Raw genomic sequence first — 19,704 nt, forward strand, 5'->3', positions numbered from 1 at the left:
TGCCGCCCTTCCCTGACCCGGAAGGGAAGGGCGGCGCTGTGCCTGAATCTCAAAGGAAACGAATAATGACCCCGCAACCCGCTGCCCCGATGGCCGAACGTGAACTGGTGCTTGAGCGCCTGTTGAAGGCCCCCCGCGAGCTTGTCTGGCGCTGCTGGACCGACCCGCAGCTGCTGGCCGAATGGTTCTGCCCCAAGCCATGGTATATTGATCAGGTCGAACTGGACGTGCGCACCGGTGGCAGCAATGCCTTCGTCATGCATGGACCCAATGGCGAGATCGTCCCCAATCGCGGCGTCTATCTCGAAGTGATCGAAAACGAAAAGTTGGTCCTAACCGACGCCTATGTGAAAGCTTGGGAGCCTTCGGAAGCCCCCTTCATGACCGCTGTCATCACGCTGGAAGACACACCCGAAGGTCACACACGCTATCTCGCTAAGGCCCTGCACTGGTCAGTCGAAACGCGCAAACAGCACGAACAGATGGGCTTTCATGAAGGTTGGGGCATCGCCACTGATCAGCTCGAAGCCCTCGCCCAGTCCTTAAATTCATAGGTGACCCATGCGCCTTTTGCCCTTTACCTTCGGCCTTCTGGTGATGAGCGCCGGACTGGCGGCCTGTTCGCAGCCGCCGGCGGAGACAACGCACGACGCTTCGGCTCCCAAACCCGCCCCCGCTACGCCAGTGTCCAAGGATTTTCCAGCTGGCACCTATACACTCGATGCCTCGCACGCCAGCCTGACCTTCACGGTCAGCCATCTCGGCTTTTCGACATATACGGCGGGCTTCGACCGTTTCGATGCGACGCTGGAGATCGACCCGGCTCACCCGGAGGCGGCCAAACTCCACGCCACGGTTGATGTCAAGTCTCTCGATCTACCCACCCCGCCCAAGGGCTTCCACGACAGCCTGATGTCGGCGCAGTGGTTCGATGCGGCGGCGCATCCGCAAATGACCTTTGTGTCTACGAAGATCGAAAAAACCGGCGACTTTTCGGCCAAGATTTACGGTGACCTGACCCTGCGCGGTGTCACCAAGCCCGTGGTGCTCGATGCCGTACTCAATGGTGGCTATCCAGGGTTTGCCCCCTATGACCCCAATGCCCGTATCGGTTTTTCGGTCAAGGGCGAGATCAAGCGTTCGGACTTCGGCATGGCCTTTGGCATTCCGGAACCCGGCAGCAACATGGGCGTAGGCGACACGGTGGGCGTCGTCATTGACGCCGAATTTTCCGGCCCGCCGCTCAAGGCCAAATAGGAGGACGCACCATGACCCGTTCAATGACGCCGCACACCATGTACCTGAAGCGCGACCTGGCCTTTCCCGTCGAGACCGTCTTCAAGGCGTGGTCGGACCCGGTGGCCAAGGCCCAGTGGTTTACGGGTCCGCCCGACTGGGAAAGCGACCCGCATGAACTTGATTTCCGCGTCGGTGGGTTTGAGCGCAGTAGTGGCGGGCCCAAGGGCCAGCCGCGTCACATCATGTCGGCCGTTTTTCATGATATTGTGCCGCCCGAAGACGGGTCTCAAGGCAAGGCAGCGCGCATCATCTCCAGCTTCACCATGCATGTGGGGGACACCCTGCTCACGGCTTCATTGCTGACGCTGGAATTCTGCACTACCGCGACCGGTTCACGGCTCAGCCTGACCGAGCAGTTGGCCTTCCTCGACGGCTGCGACCACATTGCGGGTCGCGAGGCCGGAACCAATGCCCTGCTCGATATGCTGGAAGCGTGGCTGAACAGACAATAACAGCCTAAATCCACCCGTCGGCCTTTAGCACCTTCTGATAGGAGCGGCTGACCGGGGCTTCGATATCGCCGCGCAGGGTGAGGCTGACGCGCCCATCCTGCCGGCGGATATCTTCGATGGCGTCGCGGGCCACCCACCATGAACGGTGCGTCTGCGAGCCTTCGATCCCTTCGAGTTCGCGGATTGCGTCGTAAAGCCTCATCAGGATCAGCGTGCTTCCCGCGCTGGTATGCACGCGCAGATAATGGTCCTCGGCCGATAGGGCATAGATCTCGGCCTTCTGATGCTTAAACGGTAAGCGCTCACGAAAGGCGACGCGCGCCGGGTCAGCCTGGCTTACGGACTCGGTGGGCGGGGGTGCCGCAAAGGCATGGCTTTGCTGCGGTTCACGGTTGCTCAGCACATTCAGCGTCGTCATGGCGGCAGAGATCACGCCAACCGGAACGAAGAAGCGCGGGTAGAGCGCGATGTCCCAGCGCATATGGCCGAACAGGGGGGTGATGGCCCACACAGCCAGCGAGATGGACGGCGTCAGGAGTACGGTCAGCACGATGCCGTACAGCCACGGGCGCCCTTCCAGGTGCAGACGGTGGCGGATGACCTGCATCCCGAAGCGATCAACGCCTACCGCCACCAGTGACCCGGCCAGCATCAATGCGGACCAATAGACGAAGCGCATGACGAAGGGAATCTGGCCTGTGTTGAAGGCGTTAATCAGGCTGAGGAACAGCGCCATGCCCAGTGAAGCGATCAGGATGCGCCCGACGCCTGACATCGTTTCCGACCAGCCGGGTTTTGCATTTGGCGAAGCGTGAACGGTCGATCCCGTCCTTTCGCGCAGTAACGCCTTCTGTTCGCGCATCCGTCTCCCCATAGCCGATAAGCGCTATCTAATTGCCGTGAAGCGGTCACCCCGCACAAGTCAATTTTCACGGAAACCCCCGATGTCTGCCCCTCAAGCCGCCTCAAAGCCGCGTTCGGCCTATTCTTTTGTTTGGAAATTCATCAGCGCCCTGATTCTGACGGGTGGACTCATCCTGATAAGCACCCTTGCTTCCGGCGGTGATTTCACCGCCTTTGTCCAGGTTATCGAGGGGGCCCATCTGCATGCTCCGAACCTGCGCGCCATTGCCGAGTCGTCATTGGCGACGCAAATCCATCTGAGCGCGGCGTTTACGGCCTTTGTTATTGGTCTTTATCAGCTTCTGGGACCTAAAGGGCGCACGCCGCACCGTTTGCTGGGCTATATCTGGCTGGCGCTCATGCTGACGGCGGCCATATCGAGCTTCTGGCTGCGCGGGCTCAACCATGGCATGTTCAGTTTTATCCATATCCTGTCGGGTTGGACGGTGGTGGTCGCGCCGATGATCCTCTATGCGGCGCGCACCAAGAACATCATACGGCACCGCAATATGGCTTCAGGCCTGTTCATGGGTGGACTGGTTGTTGCGGGCCTGTTTGCCTTCATGCCCGGCCGCCTGCTTTGGCACGTCTTTTTCGGATAACCGGAAAAACCCGCCATAAGCGTTTGGATTTTCAAAACGGCGTGCTAGGTTTGGTTTCGTAATTTGGCGGGACCCACACTATGACCGATCAGACCCAACCGGCCCATCCGGGATGGAAAACCCACATCTGTCTGGTTCTACTGCTGATCGTTTATGTTTTTAATTTTGTCGACCGCCAGATCCTCTCCATCCTCGCTCAGCCGATCAAGGCCGAACTGAATCTGAGTGATGCGCAACTGGGCTGGCTGGGCGGTTTTGCCTTTGCTTTTGTCTATACCCTTCTCGGTATTCCGGCGGCAATGATCGCGCAGAGGGTCGGGCGGGTGCGGCTGATCACGGCGGCCCTGATTGTGTGGAGTGCAGCAACGGCGGCCTGTGGTCTGGCCAATTCCTGGATTACGCTGGCGCTGGGACGGTTCGGCGTCGGCGTCGGCGAAGCGGGCGGCGTCGCCCCGTCGCAAAGTTTAATCAGCGATCTCTATCCGCCTGCCCAACGCGCCAGAGCCATGGCCGTCTTTTCTCTGGGCGTGCCACTGGGGTCAGGTCTGGGCATCATGTTTGGCGGGCTTTTGGCGGCGACCTTCGACTGGCGGCACGCCTTCGTCACCATTGGATTGGCGGGTGTCGTGTTTGCGCCGCTGTTTTTCTTCGGCACGCGCCGTCATGATGGTCAGACGCAAACAGATACCGTCCCGGCGGTGGACCGACTGCGCCGCCTGATACGCAATCGCTCGCTATGGCTGATTTCACTTGGCGCTTCGCTGTCCTCCGTGATTGGCTATGGCCTGATGTTTTGGCTGCCCTCGGTGTTTATGCGCTCGTTCAAGGCGACCTTGATGTCCGCCTCTTTCAGCTTTGGCCTGATCGTGCTGATTGGGGGCGCGGTGGGTATTCTGGGCGGCGGCTTTGTCGCGGATCGTTTAGGCGCAAAGTCGCCGCGTGCTTTCGCGCTGGTGCCCGCAGTAGCCTATCTTCTGTGCATCCCGGCCTACGGCTTGGTTCTGCTGATGCCGGGCCTCGCCTTCGATACGGCGGCAGGGTTTGCTTTGCTGATCCTGGCTCAGGCGCTGGGTCTGGTGTGGATGGGGCCGGTGATCGCCAGCCTGCACCACGTGGTCGAACCACAGGACCGCGCCTTGGCTTCGGCTCTATTTCTGTTCGTCACCAATATCATCGGCCTTGGCTTCGGCTCGTGGACTATGGGCGCGATTTCGGATTATTTATCATATAATTATGCGGCAAATGCGTTGAAAATGGCTGTGACCGGCGGCCTTGTTTTTTACGCGCTGGGGGCCGGGTGCTTTCTTATGACAGCGCTTACCCTTAAGCGAGACTGGAAAACGGCCCCGATTTCCGTCTGAGCCGGTCCCGACCACGGCAAAAATCAGCGATCTTGCGGTTGCACAACGCCGGACGGGTCTTTATAACCCCACCCCGTCGGCGCGGGCAAAGACGTCCGTGCCCCCAAGGTCGCCGAGCTGTGCGCCGCACGGCTTGTATTTCCTCGCTGGTACCGCTAACACGGGCCGGCATCCCATTTGATAAGACCGGTTCCATGAACATTCACGAGCATCAAGCCAAGGCCGTACTCAAGGAGTTCGGCGTCGCCGTTCCGCGCGGCTATCCCGCCTTTTCGCCCAAGGAAGCCCTTGAGGCCGCCAAGAACCTGAAGGACGATTCCACCAAGGTGTGGGTCGTTAAGTCGCAAATCCACGCCGGTGGCCGTGGTAAAGGCCGTTTCGAAGGCCTGGGGCCGGACGCCAAGGGCGGCGTGCGCGTCGTCAAGTCGCCGGCTGACGTCGAAGCCAATGCCGACGAAATGCTGGGCCGCGTGCTCGTGACCCATCAAACGGGTCCGGCGGGCAAGCAGGTCAATCGCCTGTACATCGAAGAAGGTGCGGACATCAAAAAGGAGCTGTATCTGTCGCTCCTCGTTGACCGCGTCTCGTCACGTATCTCGGTCGTCGCCTCGACCGAAGGCGGTATGGACATCGAAGAAGTCGCCCATTCGACTCCGGAAAAGATCCACTCCTTCACCATCGATCCGGCCACCGGTGTCTTCCCCGTGCACGGCCGTACTCTGGCGCATGCTCTGGGTCTGAAGGGTGATCTGGCCAAGCAGGGCTTCAAGCTGCTTCAGCAACTGTATGCGGCGTTCAATGCCAAAGACATGGACATGCTGGAAATCAACCCGCTGATCATCACGGGCGACGACCAGCTTCTGGTGCTCGACGCCAAGGTGTCGTTCGATTCCAACTCGCTGTTCCGTCATCCGGATATTCAGGCCCTGCGCGACCTGAGCGAAGAAGACGCCAAGGAAATTGAAGCCTCGAAGTTCGACCTCTCCTATATCGCCCTTGACGGCGAAATCGGCTGCATGGTCAACGGCGCGGGTCTGGCCATGGCCACGCTCGACATCATCAAGCTCTATGGTTCAGAGCCCGCCAACTTCCTCGACGTTGGCGGCGGCGCGACCACTGAAAAGGTGACGGCGGCCTTCAAGATCATCACCTCGGACCCCAAGGTGAAGGGCATTCTGGTCAACATCTTCGGTGGCATCATGAAGTGCGACATCATCGCCACGGGCGTTATCGCCGCGGTGAAGGAAGTCGGCCTGAAGGTGCCTCTGGTGGTGCGCCTCGAAGGCACCAATGTCGAACTCGGCAAGAAAATCATCAACGAAAGCGGCCTGAACGTGATCGCCGCCGACGATCTGGCCGATGCGGCCGCCAAGATCGTCAAGGCTGTGAAGGGCTAAGGTTAGAGCAATGTCTGTACTGATCAATTCGCAAACCAAGGTCATCACGCAGGGCTTCACCGGCGCGCAGGGCACCTTCCATTCCGAACAGGCTATCGCCTACGGCACCAAGGTCGTTGGCGGCGTGACCCCCGGCAAGGGCGGCACCACCCATATCGGCCTGCCGGTGTTCGATTCCGTGGCTGAAGCCAAGGAGCGCACGGGTGCCGACGCCTCGGCCATCTACGTGCCGCCGCCCTTCGCGGCTGACGCCATCCTGGAAGCCATCGAAGCCGAAATCCCGCTGATCGTCTGCATCACCGAGGGCATTCCGGTTCTGGACATGGTGAAGGTGAAGCGCGCCCTGTCGGGTTCCAAGTCGCGCCTGATCGGGCCGAACTGCCCCGGCGTCCTGACCCCGAACGAGTGCAAGATCGGCATCATGCCGGGCAACATCTTCTCCAAGGGTTCGGTCGGCGTGGTCTCGCGTTCGGGCACGCTCACCTATGAGGCCGTGTTCCAGACGACCAATGCCGGTCTGGGCCAAACGACTGCCGTCGGTATCGGTGGTGACCCGGTCAAGGGCACCGAGTTCATCGACGTGCTGGAAATGTTCCTGGCGGATGACGAAACCAAGTCGATCATCATGATCGGTGAAATCGGCGGCTCTGCGGAAGAAGACGCTGCTCAGTTCCTGATCGACGAAGCCAAGCGCGGCCGTAAAAAGCCAATGGCCGGCTTCATCGCTGGCCGCACGGCACCTCCGGGCCGCCGGATGGGCCACGCCGGTGCCATCATCTCCGGCGGCAAAGGCGGCGCGGAAGACAAGATCGCGGCCATGGAAGCGGCGGGCATCAAGGTGTCGCCGTCTCCGGCGGCGCTCGGCGAAACCCTGCTCAGCGTTCTGAAGGGTTAATCGTCTAATCCTCTTCCTGAAATTAGGAGGAGGGCTGACCGCCATATACTCGTCACGAAAAGCGCGTAGCCTCCAGGCTGCGCGCTTTTTTGTTGCCGCCGAGGCGTGACGGACGCATAATGTGAGCGCTAACATTTTGTCTGATAAATCGTATACGATTTTTCCGGCTTAAGAGGTTCTCAATACCTCTCAAAGAGAGTATAGACCTTCCTGTCAGGCGGTGTCGTTATTGGCCGCCTCAACCCAAGTACGAAAGGGAGACGGTGTCGTAGTTGGCCGTCTCGCAAGGTATAGAATGGCGGACGATTCCGGTCGGCTGAACCAGGTTTTCGCGGAAACCTCGTTCCTTTATGGCGGCAACGCCCTGTTCATCGAACAGATTCAGGAGCAGTGGGCAAAGGACCCGAGCTCTGTCACTCCGGCCTGGCGGGCCTTCTTCGATCAGCTTATGGACAACCCGACCAACGTGGCGCAGAACGCCTCGGTGGGCGGCTGGGCGCGCCCCGTCGTGGAGAAGCGCGATGAGCTGACCTCGGCGCTGGACGGGTTCTGGCCTGCCGTCGAAGCCAAGGCTGCCAAGGGTATCGCCGAAAAGAACGCCAAGGATAGTGCCGCCGGTAAGGCCGCACCTGCCTCTGCCGCAGATCTGCAAAACGCGGCGCGTGATTCCGTACGCGCCCTGATGCTTATCCGTGCCTACCGCATCCGTGGTCACCTTCAGGCCAATCTCGACCCGCTGGGTCTGGAGCCGAAGGGTGAGAATCCGGAACTGCTGCCGGAACACTGGGGCTTTAGCGCCGCCGACATGGACCGCCCGATCTTCATCGACGGCGTTCTGGGTCTCGAAACCGCGACGCTGAAAGAAATCATCCAGATCCTGCGCCGCACCTACTGCGCCAATGTCGGCGTGCAGTACATGCACATCTACGACACAGCGGAAAAGGCGTGGATTCAGGAGCGCATCGAAGGCCGCGACAAGGAAATCACCTTCACCAAGGAAGGCAAGATCGCCATCCTCAAGAAGCTGATCGAGACCGAAGGCCTCGAACGCTTCCTGCACCGTCGCTTCCCCGGCACCAAGCGCTTCGGCCTCGACGGCGGTGAAGCCCTGATCCCGGCCATGGAGCAGATCATCAAGCGCGGCGGCAACCTGGGCGTGAAGGACCTCATTCTGGGGATGCCGCACCGCGGCCGCCTCAATGTGCTGACGGCCGTGATGGGCAAGCCCTATCGCGCCTTGTTCCACGAATTCCAGGGCGGTTCGACCGTGCCGCTCGACATCGACTCGACCGGCGACGTGAAATACCACATGGGGGCGTCTTCTGACCGCGCCTTTGACGGCAACAATGTTCACCTGTCTTTGACGGCCAACCCGTCGCACCTTGAAATCGTCAACCCGGTGGTCCTGGGCAAGGCCCGCGCCAAGCAGGCGGCGCACATCAAGGCCAAGGGCGACGGTCAGCTCGACCGCAGTCAGACCATCCCGCTTATCCTGCACGGCGATGCCGCCTTTGCGGGTCAGGGCGTGGTGGCCGAATGCTTCGCCCTGATGGGGCTGAAGGGGTACAAGACCGGCGGCACGTTGCACATCATCGTCAACAACCAAATCGGCTTCACGACGGCGCCCAGATTCTCGCGCTCCTCGCCCTATCCGTCGGATCAGGCGCTGGGCGCGCAGGCCCCGATCCTGCACTGTAACGGCGACGATCCCGAAGCCGTGGTCTATTGCGCCAAGGTTGCCACCGAGTTCCGGCAGAAGTTTGCCAAGGACGTGGTGATTGACATGTTCTGTTATCGCCGCTTCGGTCACAACGAAGGCGATGATCCGACGTTCACGCAGCCGATCATGTACGCCAAGATCAAGGACCATCCGTCCACGCGCGAACTGTACGGTCAGCGGCTGATCGCCGAAGGCGTGGCCACGCAGGCCGAAATCGACGGCTGGATCGCCGAATTTGACGCTTTCCTAAACGCTGAGTTTGAGGCGGGCAAGGAATACAAGGCGACCAAGGCGGACTGGCTCGACGGCAAGTGGTCGGGCCTCGGCCTGCCTGAAGATGATGAGCGCCGCGGTTTCACCTCGGTGCCGCGCGCCAAGCTGGAAGAAATCGGTCGCAAGATCACCACCATCCCCAACGCGATCGAGGCGCACAAGACGCTGCGCCGCGTCATCGAAGGTCGCCGTCAGGCGATCGACAGTGGCGAAAATATCGACTGGGCGCTGGCTGAGCATCTGGCCTTCGGCTCTTTGCTCGACGAAGGTTTTGACGTGCGCCTGTCGGGTCAGGATTCAATCCGCGGTACTTTCTCGCAACGGCACTCAGCCTTTATCGATCAGCGCACGGAAGAGCGTTACTTCCCGCTCAACCATCTGCGCGAAGGTCAGGCTCATTACGAAGTGATCGACTCGGCCCTGTCGGAAGAAGCGGTGCTGGGCTTCGAATACGGCTATTCGCTGGCCGATCCCAACACGCTTGTCATGTGGGAAGGTCAGTTCGGCGACTTCGTCAACGGGGCTCAGGTCGTTATTGACCAGTTCATCTCGTCGGGCGAACGCAAGTGGCTGCGTATGTCGGGCCTCGTCATGCTGCTGCCGCACGGTTACGAAGGTCAGGGCCCCGAACACTCCTCGGCGCGTCTCGAACGCTTCCTGCAACTGTGTGCCGAAGACAATATGCAGGTCGCCAACTGCACGACGCCGGCCAACTACTTCCACATCCTGCGCCGTCAGATCCACCGTCCGTTCCGCAAACCGCTGATCATCATGACGCCGAAGTCGCTTCTGCGTCACAAGAAAGCGGTTTCGACCCTGACCGACATCTCGGAAGGCTCGTCCTTCCACCGCGTGCTGCACGACGACGCCGAGCGCCGTCCAGATGTGGCCGGCGTCAAGCTGGTGGCCGATGACAAGATCCGTCGTGTCGTGCTCTGCTCCGGTAAGGTCTATTACGACCTGCTGGATGAGCGCGAAAAGAAGGGCATCAAGGACGTCTATCTGATGCGTCTGGAGCAGTTCTATCCGTGGCCGATGAAGTCCCTGCTCACCGAACTGGGTCGCTTCAAAAACGCCGAACTGGTGTGGTGTCAGGAAGAACCGAAGAATATGGGCGGCTGGTCGTTCGTCGATCCGTGGCTTGAACTGACGCTCGACAAGCTGAAGATCAAGGCTAAGCGCGCCCGCTATGTCGGTCGCCCGGCCTCGGCCTCGACCGCTGCCGGTGTCATGAGCCGCCACTTGAAAGAGCTGGAAACCTTCCTGAACGAGGCCTTCGCGTAACCGCGCAGGCCGTCTGAACGAAGTTTCCTTAAACCCGTCCCAATGAAGGGCGCTGCCATTGAACGCTGAGCGCGCCCTTCACCCCCTGAATTAAAGATAAAATCGGAGCCTATATCCATGGCCGACATCCTTACCCCCGTCCTCGGCGAGTCCGTTTCCGAGGCCACCATTGCCAAGTGGACCAAGAAGCCCGGCGACGCCGTGAAGAAGGACGAAATCCTCGTCGAGTTGGAAACCGATAAGGTCTCGCTCGAAGTGGCCGCCCCCGCTGACGGCACCCTGACCGAAATACTCGCCGGTGAAGGCGATACCGTCACCCCCGGTGCCGTGCTGGGCCGTATCGGCGCTGCCGGTGCTGCGGTCGCTTCCGCCCCGGCGGCTGCGCCTGCCGCGACCCCGGCGCCCGCAGCTACTCCGGCTGCCGCTCCGGCTGCGGCGGGTGGTGCCCTGCTCGACGTCAAGACCCCGGTGATGGGCGAGTCGGTGGCCGAAGGCGCCATCTCGCGCTGGGCCAAAAAGGTCGGCGAAGTGGTGAAGAAGGACGAAATTCTCGTCGAAATCGAAACCGATAAGGTTGCTGTCGAAGTGGCCTCGCCGGCCGATGGCGTGATCGCCGAAATCGTCGCCGCAGACGGCGCGACTGTCACGCCGGGTCAGGTCATTGCCCGTATCGCCGCCGGCGCTTCGGCGGGTTCGGTGGCCGCTGCCCCCGCCGCCGCTCCGGCTCCGGTGGCTGCTCCCGCTTCGGCCCCGCAAAAGGCCTCTGAGCACCTGTCGCCTGCCGTTCAGCGTATCGTTTCCGAAACCGGCCTGAGCACTGCCGGTATCGCCGGCACCGGCAAAGACGGCCGCATCACCAAGGGCGACGCCCTCGCCGCCTTGTCCACGCCCTCGGCGGTCGCTGTCGCCCCGGTGGCCGCTGCGCCTTCGGCTCCGGTCGCCCCGCGCGAAGTCGGCCCGCGTGAAGAGCGCGTGAAGATGACCCGCCTGCGTCAGACCATTGCCCGCCGCCTGAAGGAGTCGCAAAACACCGCGGCTCAGCTCACCACCTTCAACGAAGTGGACATGTCCACCGTGATGAGCCTGCGCAACGCCTATAAGGACGTCTTTGAAAAGCGTCACGGTGTGAAGCTGGGCTTTATGTCCTTCTTCGCCAAGGCCGTCGTCGCCGCCCTGAAGGACATTCCGGCGCTCAACGCCGAAATCGAAGGCACGGACATCATCTATAAGAACCACTACGACCTCGGCGTCGCCGTGGGCACGGAAAAGGGTCTGGTCGTGCCGGTCTTGCGTAATGTCGATGACCTGTCGCTGGCGGGTATCGAAAAGGGCATCGCCGCGCTGGGCAAGCAGGCACGTGACGGCACCCTGTCGCTGGATCAGCTTCAAGGCGGCACCTTCACCATCACCAATGGCGGCATCTATGGCTCGCTGATGTCTACGCCTATCCTCAACATGCCGCAGGTCGGTATTCTTGGAATGCACGCCATCAAGGAACGCCCGATGGTCGTCAACGGTCAGATCGTCGCCCGTCCGATGATGTACCTGGCCCTGTCTTACGATCACCGCATCGTGGACGGCAAGGAAGCCGTGACCTTCCTCGTCCGCGTCAAGGAAGGTTTGGAAGACCCGCAACGTTTCGTCCTCGATGTGTAATTTCGCATCGTGACCTGACCTATTGGAAAGCCGTTCCGTTCCACGGGACGGCTTTTTTTTACTTAGAGCCGCGATTTATCCACAGGGAAGTCCCATGCTGAAACGTCTTGTCCTGATCGTTATGGCCTTTAGCCTGAGCGGCTGTCTGACGCTCCAGCGCACCGAGACGGAGTACCCGCGCGCCGCGGACTATCAGCCGGTGGGGTTTCGCAATGTGCGCTTTTCGGCTACCGATCCCAATATTCCCGCTCGTCTCGAAGCCGATGCCCGCAAGGACATGCAACTGAATGGGATGCAGCGCTTCGACGTGCTGGCCCTGTCCGGCGGCGGCGCAGACGGTGCCTTCGGGGCCGGAGTTCTGGCCGGATGGAGCAAGCGCGGCGACCGCCCGCAGTTTCGCATGGTCACCGGGGTTTCAACGGGGGCTCTGATCGCGCCCTTCGCCTATCTGGGTCCCGCCTATGACGAGAAGCTGAAAGACGCTTATACCAGCGGCGTGGCCGACAGTCTGACCAAATCGCGTGGCCTGTTGTCGCTGTTCACGCCGGGCGTGCTGGATTCCAAAGCCCTGTACGCGCTGGTCAGCACCTATGTAGATGAGACTATGGTGCGCGATATTGCCCGCGAACACCTCAAAGGGCGGCGCTTGCTGGTCGGCACGACCAATCTAGATGCCCAAACGGGCGTGCTGTGGGATCTGGGGGAAATCTCGGCCATTGCCGCTCGCGACGGCTCAGCCGGCAAGATGCGCGAGGCCATCGACCTGATCCGTCAGGTGCTGGTCGCCTCGTCTTCGGTACCGGCCGCCTTCGCACCGGTGATGATCACGGTCGAACCGGTGTCAGGCGGGCACGGCGTGCCCACCGGTCCGCGCCCGTTTCAGGAAATGCACGTCGATGGCGGCGTGACCTTGCCCTTCTTTATCCTGCCCGAGTCGATGATGAACTGGACCGTACCCAAAGGTCTGATCAGCGGCGGCCACATCTACGTCATCATTAATGGCAAGATTACGCCGCAGCCCGACATCACTCCTTACAACGCGCTGGAAATCATGGGCCGCTCGCTCGACACCCTGACCAAGGCGCAGGCGCGCGGCACCCTGATCAGCCTCTATGCCTTCGCCCAACGCAGCCAGATGGAGGTGTCCGAAGTGTCCCTGCCGGACGAGTTTATCGAAGGGGGACTTCTGGCCTTTGAAAAGGACTCTATGCGCCGCGTCTTCTATTACGGCTATCAGTTGGGGGCGTCGGAGAAGCTGTGGAAGTCAGACGCACCAGCGAATTGAACCGGGCATGCAATCTTGTTTTAGAGCGGATTTCGTTCAGGTCGAATCGAAATCCAGCTCTGGTATTTTGTTGTGGCGCGCATTTAATTCCGAAAACCGTTGCACACTTTCCAGAATGCGCTTTAATAAAAACAAATATAATTATTCCTGTCAGGGGGAGTCTTCATGTCTGTACTGTTCCGCGCGGCTGTGACCGCAACTGCCGCTTTTTGTCTGCTGTTGTCCCCGGTCGCGCAGGCCGCCACCAACAGCAAGTCGGGGACCTTTAACTCCGCCGCGTCGCGCAAGGCCTGGCCGCACATTCAGCGCGCCATGACCGGAGATATGGCCGACATGGCCGATAAGGCGACGGAGCTGAAAGCGGAATACGTGCTGTCTTACGGGCTGGCGCTGGAGATGGGGCGCGAACCGGTCAGCCTCACCAGCTTGCAAAAATCGCGCATCCAGAATGTGTTTCAGGACTTCCTGAACATGTACATCCGTAAGTCCGACAACATCAAGCTGGATGGCCGTGAAGAGGTCCTTCTGGGGCAGCCGGATTTCTGGATCATGGTGGCGCGTGAGCTGGGACGGCCGCAAACCCTGGCCATGATGCGTGAAATCCCGCTGCCGGGAATGGATGGTATGTCGGGCAGCGGGGGCTCAGCCTTCTTCACCGGCGGCGGCGGCGTGGATAACCAGTTCAGCAAGGAAGATTATACGCTGAAAGGTGACAAGGTGCTGAACCGCTACATGGTCTATGCGTCGCAGTCCTGCGTCATCTATGCCCGCACGGCGCAACGCATGAAGCGCGTTCTCGCCATTCCAGCCTCGGAGACACCGCACCTGACGGCCGCGGCCTATAAGCAAACCTATGATACGGCGCTGATGCTCTACAAGGACGCCAACCGTCAGGGACCGCAGGCCTGTGGCTCGCGCGATTTCTATAACCAAGTCCTGACCTACGCCGATCGTAATATGGGGGGGCTGGAAAAGCTGAAGGCGGATTCGACATTGGCCGCCGCGGCGATCGGCGAAGAGGACACCCCCTCTCCGGCGAATAAGCCGTAGGCAAGACCCGCCACATGGGTTAAAACAGCGTTAACCCTGTTATGCGGAGCGCCTGTCTATGAAGTACGTGCGTTGGTTTATCGCCCTGATTGTCGTTGCCTATGTTGGCTGGATCGCTTTTCCGGTCATCAAATCGGCTTTGAGCCCCAGCTATGAACCGCAGGTCTCTATGAGGCAGGCTGATGCCGAAACGCATGTCGGCGGCGCTAGTATTCTGAACGCCGATGACTCCTACGGAGCCGATGTGACGGCCGTGCCTGCTGACTCTATTCAAGGCGAAACCGCCGTGGCGGCCATCGAGACGGATAACAAACCTGTCATCTGGCTGTGGGGCGGGGTGATCGTCTTTTATCTGATCGCGGCGTTTCTATTTGCCAAGGGCAATGTGCGTGCGGCCCTTGCCTATGGAGCGGCTTTTGTCGCCGATGTGGTGCTAACCTTTCTGACCAAAGGCGAGGCGGGATCGGGCCTGTTTGACCGTATCCTCGAAATCCTCTCTGGCTGGGACCCGCGCTATACGCTGACTCTGGTCGCCATGGTGCTGGGCTTCATTATCCTGATGGCGCGCGGCCGTCCGTTGCCAAAGCGCCATCTCGCTTACGAAAACTAGCGTTTCACCTCAAAATACCCACATAGGGCTTGACCCCCGCCGCGTGGAATTTTACGGCAGGGCAGGAAGTCTTATGCGCTAAATTAAGGGCCATCGCCATGTCTCAGGACCAAAGCTTCGACGTCGTCATCATTGGGGGCGGCCCCGGCGGCTACAATGCCGCTATCCGCGCCGGTCAACTGGGTCTTAAGACCGCCATCGTTGAATCGCGCGGCGTTCTAGGCGGGACCTGCCTGAACGTCGGCTGTATGCCCTCTAAGGCTTTGCTGCACGCTTCTGAACTCTTCGAAGCCGCTCAGCACGAATTCAAGACCATAGGTATCGAAGTCCCTGCGCCGACGCTCAACCTCGTTCAGATGATGAAGGCAAAGCAGGACAGCGTGACCGCCCTGACCAAGGGCATCGAATTCCTGATGAAGAAGAACAAGGTCACCTACTTCGTCGGCTTCGGCAAGATCGAAGGTCAGGGCAAGGTGTCGGTCACGGCGCAGGACGGTTCAGTCCAGCAGCTGACGACCAAAAACATCGTCATCGCCACGGGCTCTGAGCCGACTCCGCTGCCGGGTGTTAGCGTTGATCAAAAGCAGATTGTAGACTCGACCGGTGCACTGTCGCTGCCGGCAGTGCCGAAGCACCTCGTCGTTGTAGGTGCAGGCATAATCGGCCTCGAACTCGGTTCGGTGTGGCGTCGCCTCGGTGCCAAGGTGACGGTGGTGGAATTCCTCGACCGCATCACGCCGGGCATGGATACCGAAGTCGCCACCGGCTTCCAGAAAATTCTTAGCAAGCAGGGCTTTACCTTCAAGCTGGGCACCAAGGTCACCGCCGCCAAGACGGGCGCGAACGGCGTCACCCTGTCGCTGGAAGCCGCCAAGGGGGGTAATCCTGAAACCCTCGAAGCCGATGTGGTGCTGGTCGCCATTGGTCGCCGTCCGTTCACGCAGGGCCTGGGCCTCGAAAGCGTGGGCATCACTACCGACCAGCGCGGCTTCATCCCGACCAACCATTTCAAGACTGCGGCACCGGGCGTATGGGCTATCGGTGACGTGATCACCGGCCCGATGCTGGCGCACAAGGCCGAAGAAGACGCTGTGGCGGCCATCGAGCTGATCGCCGGTAAGGCCGGTCACGTCGATTACGATCTGGTCCCCTCGGTCGTCTATACTTTCCCGGAAGTGGCCTGGGTCGGCAAAACCGAAGATCAGCTCAAGGCGGCCGGGGTGCAGTACAAGGTCGGCAAGTTCCCGTTCATGGCCAACAGCCGCGCCAAGATCAATCATGAGACCGATGGTTTCGTGAAGTTCCTGGCGGATGCCAAGACCGACCGCGTCTATGGCGTGCACATCATGGGTCCGCAAGCTGGTGAAATGATTGGCGAAGCCTGTGTATTGATGGCTTTCGGTGGCGCTTCGGAAGACCTCGCGCGCATCTGTCACCCGCACCCGACCCGTTCGGAAGCGGTGCGTCAGGCGGCGATGGGCGTCGAAGGCTGGACGATGCAGGCGTAAACGCTCAGCGGGATCCGGGTCAGTAATCCCAGAAAAGCGCTCTTAAAAGGAAAACCCTTTCGGCATGGCTGAAGGGGTTTTTCTTTGAAAGAGACGACTTCGGCGAGCGTGCCTGTCTATTTCTAGAGGCTGCTGTCAATGAAGCCCAGCATAGGCCCCGCGATGAAAAAGGCATCGACGAAGGTTCTGATGGTTTTTCTCGCATCTCGTCGCGATGGTTTGAAATTTTCGAGTGTTAGGTAGAAATTTTCGACGAGGCGGCATGGTTTTTAGAGCTCCTCATCATAGAGGCATTGCTGTTTCCGGCTTGATTTGGAGCGATAGCGGCCTTGATCCCATTGCTGTGAAGTGCCTTCAAGACGCAGTCGCTGGCATCGTGTATCAGCTGGCTGCTTCCTCGAAAAACTCCGGCAAGGCCGTTTCATGTGAAGGCATAGATAGGATCTGTCGGAAGAACCGAATGGTTTTTTCAAGACCCTGCGACAAAGGCGTTGTGGGCTCCCAACCTGTAAGAGCGGTGGCCCTTTTGATATCGGGCCGGCGTCGACCAGGGTCATCCACTGGTGCAGGCAGCATAACAACCTGGCTGTCTGAACCCGTAAGTCGTTTTACCTCTTGTGCGAGCTCACGCATGGAAAACTCCTGCGGATTGCCGAAGTTCACAGGCTCAGTGACGGTGCCTTTGATGTCCATGAATGAAATCATGGCGCTGATTAAGTCGTCGACAAAGCAAAAGCTGCGGGTTTGTTCGCCCGTGCCATAGAGGGTCAGGGGCTCCCCTCTCAGGGCCTGCACAATAAAATTCGATACAACTCGCCCATCGTTCGGGTGCATGCGGGGGCCATAGGTATTGAAAATCCGCATAACGCGGACATCCACTCCATGCTGACGTTGATAGTCAAAAAATAGGGTCTCCGCGCATCGCTTGCCTTCGTCGTAACATGCGCGTGGACCGGCAGGATTGACACGCCCGAAATAGGACTCTGCTTGTGGATGGACCTCGGGATCACCATAAACTTCGCTGGTCGATGCCTGTAGGATTTTGGCGCGGGTGCGCTTTGCCAGGCCCAGCAGGTTGATGGCGCCGATGACCGAAGTCTTGGTCGTCTGCACGGGATCCATTTGATAATGGATGGGAGACGCTGGACAGGCCAAGTTATAGATTTCATCTACCTCCAGATATAGCGGAAACGTCACGTCATGGCGTATGAACTCGAACCGCTTGAGGTCCGTAAGGTGGTGAATGTTGCGCTTTTGTCCGGTGTGTATGTTGTCAACGCATAGCACTTCGTCGCCACGTGCAATGAGGCGTTCGCAAAGGTGGGAGCCAAGAAATCCGGCGCCGCCGGCTACGAGAATGCGTTTCATAAAGGTGCCCTCCACACGCGCTGGTCGAAAGGTAGTGGGCGGTGCGAATCATAGAGGGCGAAACGTTCGCGCCAGATCGCTTCGTAATCATCATCATAGGCTGTGTCGGTCATCTCTTGATCAAGGGACGAAACCATGTCGAGACACGCTTCCAGATTGGTGAGGTCCGGACGGGGTAATTGGCCGTCAAGATAAGCGCCCCACATGCGGGCAAAAAGCGTCTCGAGGCCTTTTACAAGCCCTTCCATGTTGAACAGCGTGCACCTGTCGCGCTCCTCGGTCAGTCTTTGGCGCAAGGAAATCAGCCTGTCGCTGTCGCGGCCCAAAGAGACGGCCATGTCGACAAAATCCTCCGGCCGCGTCGTTACGAGTTCTGGCAGACCCGCCGCCCGTAGTAGTGAACCGCACACTCTTGAGGCAAAAGAGCGGCCGCTCAGGGTCAGGACCGGCACCCCCATCCATAGGGCGTCCGAGCAGGTGGTATGTGCGCCATAGGGGCTGGTGTCGAGGAACAGATCGGCCAGAGGATAGCGTGCCAGATGGGCTGGGTTGGCCAGTTTTTCGGCAAAGATCAGCCGGGACGGATCAATGCCTCGGGCCTGCGCGTAGGCTTTGAGGCGCAGATGTGATGAGTTTGATCCACTCAGAAGCCACAATACGCTCCCCGCAACCCGGTCAAGTACCGCAAGCCAGCGATCAAACGTCCGACGTGTGATCTTATGCGTGCCGTTGAAGCAGCAAAAGACGAAGGCCTTGTCGGGTAGGCCTGCTTCGGCGCGGGTCGGAGGGGGCTCGGCGACGAGGCGTAGGCGATTGTTCGGCTGGTAGCAGGGCAGACGCTGCACAGTCTCAGAGTAATAGAGCTCGTGATCGTCGGGGATGATCCACTCATCGGCAATGATGTAGTGGTGATAGGGGCTGCCCATGGAACCGGGGAAGCCTAGCCAGTTGACGATGACCGGTGCAGGGCGCATGGCCAAAAGCTTCAGTCGAGCATCGCGTGTGTATCCATTGACGTCTATCAGGATCTGAATGCCGTCATCGCTTATGCGCTGAGCTGCCGCAGCGTCATCCAGGTCACTTATGTTGGTGAAGTGGTCAAACTTCGCCCGGTAATGCTGGTGTACGGGGTCGGATTCGGCTGGAATGCCGCAGTAATAGGCGAAGACTTCGACCTTGGTGCGGTCATGCAGGCCTGGTACCTCGAAAAGCAAGTGACCTATGGCGTGCTCGCGGAAGTCTGATGAGAGATAGCCTATGCGCAGCCGTCCGTCTCGGCGAGGCTGACGCGCCATGAAATGCCGGGTTAGGGGGCCATGTTCAGGTCGACCAACATCGAGTCGGTTATAATGACAATTGAGCGCCAACTGCAGCAGGGGGTCATCGACGAAAGCGGTCATAGAGAGGGGGGACATGCCCTTTAGAAGCCCCTCGCGGCTCATGCGCTCAAAGGGTTCAACGATTGGCCAGGCGCATTGTCGTTGACGTGCGGCAATCAGGTGCTGGGTGGCTTCACGCTGGGTGGGATCAAGCTCAAGACTCTGCCGCAGGCTCGATTCGCAGGCCTCGTCCTGGTGGGCAGCCTCCAGAACACGCGCAGTCTGGTTTAGCGCCATTACCTTGTGGCTAAGATTTTGCCCGGTAACACTGGCAAGCCGTCCGGTTAAATCCGCCCAGTTGCCTACCGCCAGGTCGGCGCGGCCCAGCCGTTCATTGACGCGGCCCAGATTGATGTAACTCGGCATGAAGTCAGGGTTGAAGGCTATGGCCTGGAGAAAGACGTCACGCGCTCGATCAAAAGCCCCTGTATCAGTCAGGAGCACTCCCAGGTTGAACAGAACGGCATATAGCAATGACTCGCCACAGCTATGGCTGATGAAATCCTCGTAAAGGGCGATGGCACCATTGAGGTCGCCGCGGATTTTCAGATTCTCAGATCTGTTTATCAGCTCGATCACGCTGAGCTTATTCGTCGAGGCGGCAGCGGATGAATCGCCGCAGATCGAAGGGGAGGTATCTGGCATCGGGAACTCGTCGATAC

The 19,704-nt window shown here is 59.7% G+C and carries 16 protein-coding genes; 13 read left to right on the plus strand and 3 right to left on the minus strand.

The features are described 5' to 3' along the window. The first annotated feature begins 65 nt into the window (after positions 1-65). From ASTEX_RS01120 to ASTEX_RS01130, 3 genes are read left to right on the plus strand one after another with little or no spacing between them, the layout of a single operon-like run. Positions 66-554, plus strand: coding sequence for an SRPBCC family protein (locus ASTEX_RS01120; RefSeq protein ID WP_013477763.1), 489 nt, complete (start codon positions 66-68; stop codon positions 552-554). A gap of 7 nt (positions 555-561) precedes the next feature. Then, entirely contained in the window at positions 562-1,257 is a 696-nt protein-coding gene (locus tag ASTEX_RS01125; protein ID WP_013477764.1) for a YceI family protein, read from the plus strand. Positions 1,258-1,268: 11 nt separating this feature from the next. Further along, positions 1,269-1,751 (plus strand): SRPBCC family protein, encoded by a 483-nt coding sequence (locus ASTEX_RS01130; protein WP_013477765.1) that lies wholly within the window; start codon positions 1,269-1,271, stop codon positions 1,749-1,751. A 4-nt stretch (positions 1,752-1,755) separates the two neighbouring features. Here the strand turns inward: ASTEX_RS01130 and ASTEX_RS01135 are convergent, their stop codons facing one another. Further along, a complete protein-coding gene (locus ASTEX_RS01135; protein WP_013477766.1) occupies positions 1,756-2,613 on the minus strand; it encodes a LytTR family DNA-binding domain-containing protein in 858 nt (285 codons plus the stop codon). 82 nt (positions 2,614-2,695) lie between these two features. On the opposite strand from ASTEX_RS01135, the gene ASTEX_RS01140 reads away from it, so the two are divergent. The 10 genes from ASTEX_RS01140 to lpdA all read left to right on the plus strand — a co-directional run bounded on the left by ASTEX_RS01140 (position 2,696) and on the right by lpdA (position 16,295). Next, positions 2,696-3,256 carry a DUF2306 domain-containing protein gene (locus ASTEX_RS01140; RefSeq protein WP_013477767.1) on the plus strand — a complete coding sequence of 187 codons (561 nt, stop codon included), beginning with the start codon at positions 2,696-2,698 and terminating at the stop codon, positions 3,254-3,256. Between the two features lie 80 nt (positions 3,257-3,336). Beyond that, positions 3,337-4,617, plus strand: coding sequence for a spinster family MFS transporter (locus tag ASTEX_RS01145; RefSeq protein WP_013477768.1), 1,281 nt, complete (start codon positions 3,337-3,339; stop codon positions 4,615-4,617). A 194-nt stretch (positions 4,618-4,811) separates the two neighbouring features. Beyond that, on the plus strand, positions 4,812-6,014 hold the full coding sequence (sucC, locus tag ASTEX_RS01150) for an ADP-forming succinate--CoA ligase subunit beta (protein WP_041658401.1): 1,203 nt from the start codon (positions 4,812-4,814) through the stop codon (positions 6,012-6,014). Between the two features lie 10 nt (positions 6,015-6,024). Then, entirely contained in the window at positions 6,025-6,909 is an 885-nt protein-coding gene (gene sucD / locus ASTEX_RS01155; RefSeq protein WP_013477770.1) for a succinate--CoA ligase subunit alpha, read from the plus strand. Positions 6,910-7,204: 295 nt separating this feature from the next. Further along, complete coding sequence (locus tag ASTEX_RS01160; protein ID WP_013477771.1) at positions 7,205-10,186, plus strand: 2-oxoglutarate dehydrogenase E1 component; 2,982 nt, start codon at positions 7,205-7,207, stop codon at positions 10,184-10,186. Positions 10,187-10,303: 117 nt separating this feature from the next. Further along, positions 10,304-11,842 (plus strand): 2-oxoglutarate dehydrogenase complex dihydrolipoyllysine-residue succinyltransferase, encoded by a 1,539-nt coding sequence (odhB, locus tag ASTEX_RS01165; protein WP_013477772.1) that lies wholly within the window; start codon positions 10,304-10,306, stop codon positions 11,840-11,842. A 94-nt stretch (positions 11,843-11,936) separates the two neighbouring features. Further along, positions 11,937-13,127, plus strand: coding sequence for a patatin-like phospholipase family protein (locus ASTEX_RS01170; protein ID WP_013477773.1), 1,191 nt, complete (start codon positions 11,937-11,939; stop codon positions 13,125-13,127). A 165-nt stretch (positions 13,128-13,292) separates the two neighbouring features. Further along, entirely contained in the window at positions 13,293-14,177 is an 885-nt protein-coding gene (locus ASTEX_RS01175; protein WP_013477774.1) for a hypothetical protein, read from the plus strand. A gap of 58 nt (positions 14,178-14,235) precedes the next feature. Then, entirely contained in the window at positions 14,236-14,787 is a 552-nt protein-coding gene (locus tag ASTEX_RS01180; protein ID WP_013477775.1) for a hypothetical protein, read from the plus strand. Positions 14,788-14,885: 98 nt separating this feature from the next. After that, positions 14,886-16,295 carry a dihydrolipoyl dehydrogenase gene (gene lpdA / locus ASTEX_RS01185; protein WP_013477776.1) on the plus strand — a complete coding sequence of 470 codons (1,410 nt, stop codon included), beginning with the start codon at positions 14,886-14,888 and terminating at the stop codon, positions 16,293-16,295. 381 nt (positions 16,296-16,676) lie between these two features. Here the strand turns inward: lpdA and ASTEX_RS01190 are convergent, their stop codons facing one another. Together ASTEX_RS01190 and ASTEX_RS01195 are read right to left on the minus strand one after the other, a co-directional pair. Further along, positions 16,677-17,663 (minus strand): UDP-glucuronic acid decarboxylase family protein, encoded by a 987-nt coding sequence (locus tag ASTEX_RS01190; protein ID WP_013477777.1) that lies wholly within the window; start codon positions 17,661-17,663, stop codon positions 16,677-16,679. After that, positions 17,660-19,687 carry an O-linked N-acetylglucosamine transferase, SPINDLY family protein gene (locus ASTEX_RS01195; RefSeq protein WP_013477778.1) on the minus strand — a complete coding sequence of 676 codons (2,028 nt, stop codon included), beginning with the start codon at positions 19,685-19,687 and terminating at the stop codon, positions 17,660-17,662. Before ASTEX_RS01195 ends, ASTEX_RS01190 begins: the two co-directional genes overlap by 4 nt. Positions 19,688-19,704 lie beyond the last annotated feature (17 nt).

Origin of the sequence: Asticcacaulis excentricus CB 48 (assembly GCF_000175215.2) — a bacterium.
Taxonomy (GTDB): Bacteria; Pseudomonadota; Alphaproteobacteria; order Caulobacterales; family Caulobacteraceae; genus Asticcacaulis; species Asticcacaulis excentricus.

What these genes read in the sequence shown, in the direction of transcription:
- ASTEX_RS01130 (WP_013477765.1), top strand. Translation starts at nt 1,269, where the DNA reads ATGACCCGTTCAATGACGCCGCACACCATGTACCTGAAGCGCGACCTG.
- ASTEX_RS01145 (WP_013477768.1), top strand. Translation starts at nt 3,337, where the DNA reads ATGACCGATCAGACCCAACCGGCCCATCCGGGATGGAAAACCCACATC.
- ASTEX_RS01125 (WP_013477764.1), top strand. Translation starts at nt 562, where the DNA reads ATGCGCCTTTTGCCCTTTACCTTCGGCCTTCTGGTGATGAGCGCCGGA.
- ASTEX_RS01135 (WP_013477766.1), bottom strand. Translation starts at nt 2,613, where the DNA reads ATGCGCGAACAGAAGGCGTTACTGCGCGAAAGGACGGGATCGACCGTT.
- ASTEX_RS01140 (WP_013477767.1), top strand. Translation starts at nt 2,696, where the DNA reads ATGTCTGCCCCTCAAGCCGCCTCAAAGCCGCGTTCGGCCTATTCTTTT.
- sucC (WP_041658401.1), top strand. Translation starts at nt 4,812, where the DNA reads ATGAACATTCACGAGCATCAAGCCAAGGCCGTACTCAAGGAGTTCGGC.
- lpdA (WP_013477776.1), top strand. Translation starts at nt 14,886, where the DNA reads ATGTCTCAGGACCAAAGCTTCGACGTCGTCATCATTGGGGGCGGCCCC.
- ASTEX_RS01170 (WP_013477773.1), top strand. Translation starts at nt 11,937, where the DNA reads ATGCTGAAACGTCTTGTCCTGATCGTTATGGCCTTTAGCCTGAGCGGC.
- ASTEX_RS01120 (WP_013477763.1), top strand. Translation starts at nt 66, where the DNA reads ATGACCCCGCAACCCGCTGCCCCGATGGCCGAACGTGAACTGGTGCTT.
- ASTEX_RS01190 (WP_013477777.1), bottom strand. Translation starts at nt 17,663, where the DNA reads ATGAAACGCATTCTCGTAGCCGGCGGCGCCGGATTTCTTGGCTCCCAC.
- ASTEX_RS01160 (WP_013477771.1), top strand. Translation starts at nt 7,205, where the DNA reads ATGGCGGACGATTCCGGTCGGCTGAACCAGGTTTTCGCGGAAACCTCG.
- odhB (WP_013477772.1), top strand. Translation starts at nt 10,304, where the DNA reads ATGGCCGACATCCTTACCCCCGTCCTCGGCGAGTCCGTTTCCGAGGCC.
- ASTEX_RS01180 (WP_013477775.1), top strand. Translation starts at nt 14,236, where the DNA reads ATGAAGTACGTGCGTTGGTTTATCGCCCTGATTGTCGTTGCCTATGTT.
- sucD (WP_013477770.1), top strand. Translation starts at nt 6,025, where the DNA reads ATGTCTGTACTGATCAATTCGCAAACCAAGGTCATCACGCAGGGCTTC.
- ASTEX_RS01195 (WP_013477778.1), bottom strand. Translation starts at nt 19,687, where the DNA reads ATGCCAGATACCTCCCCTTCGATCTGCGGCGATTCATCCGCTGCCGCC.
- ASTEX_RS01175 (WP_013477774.1), top strand. Translation starts at nt 13,293, where the DNA reads ATGTCTGTACTGTTCCGCGCGGCTGTGACCGCAACTGCCGCTTTTTGT.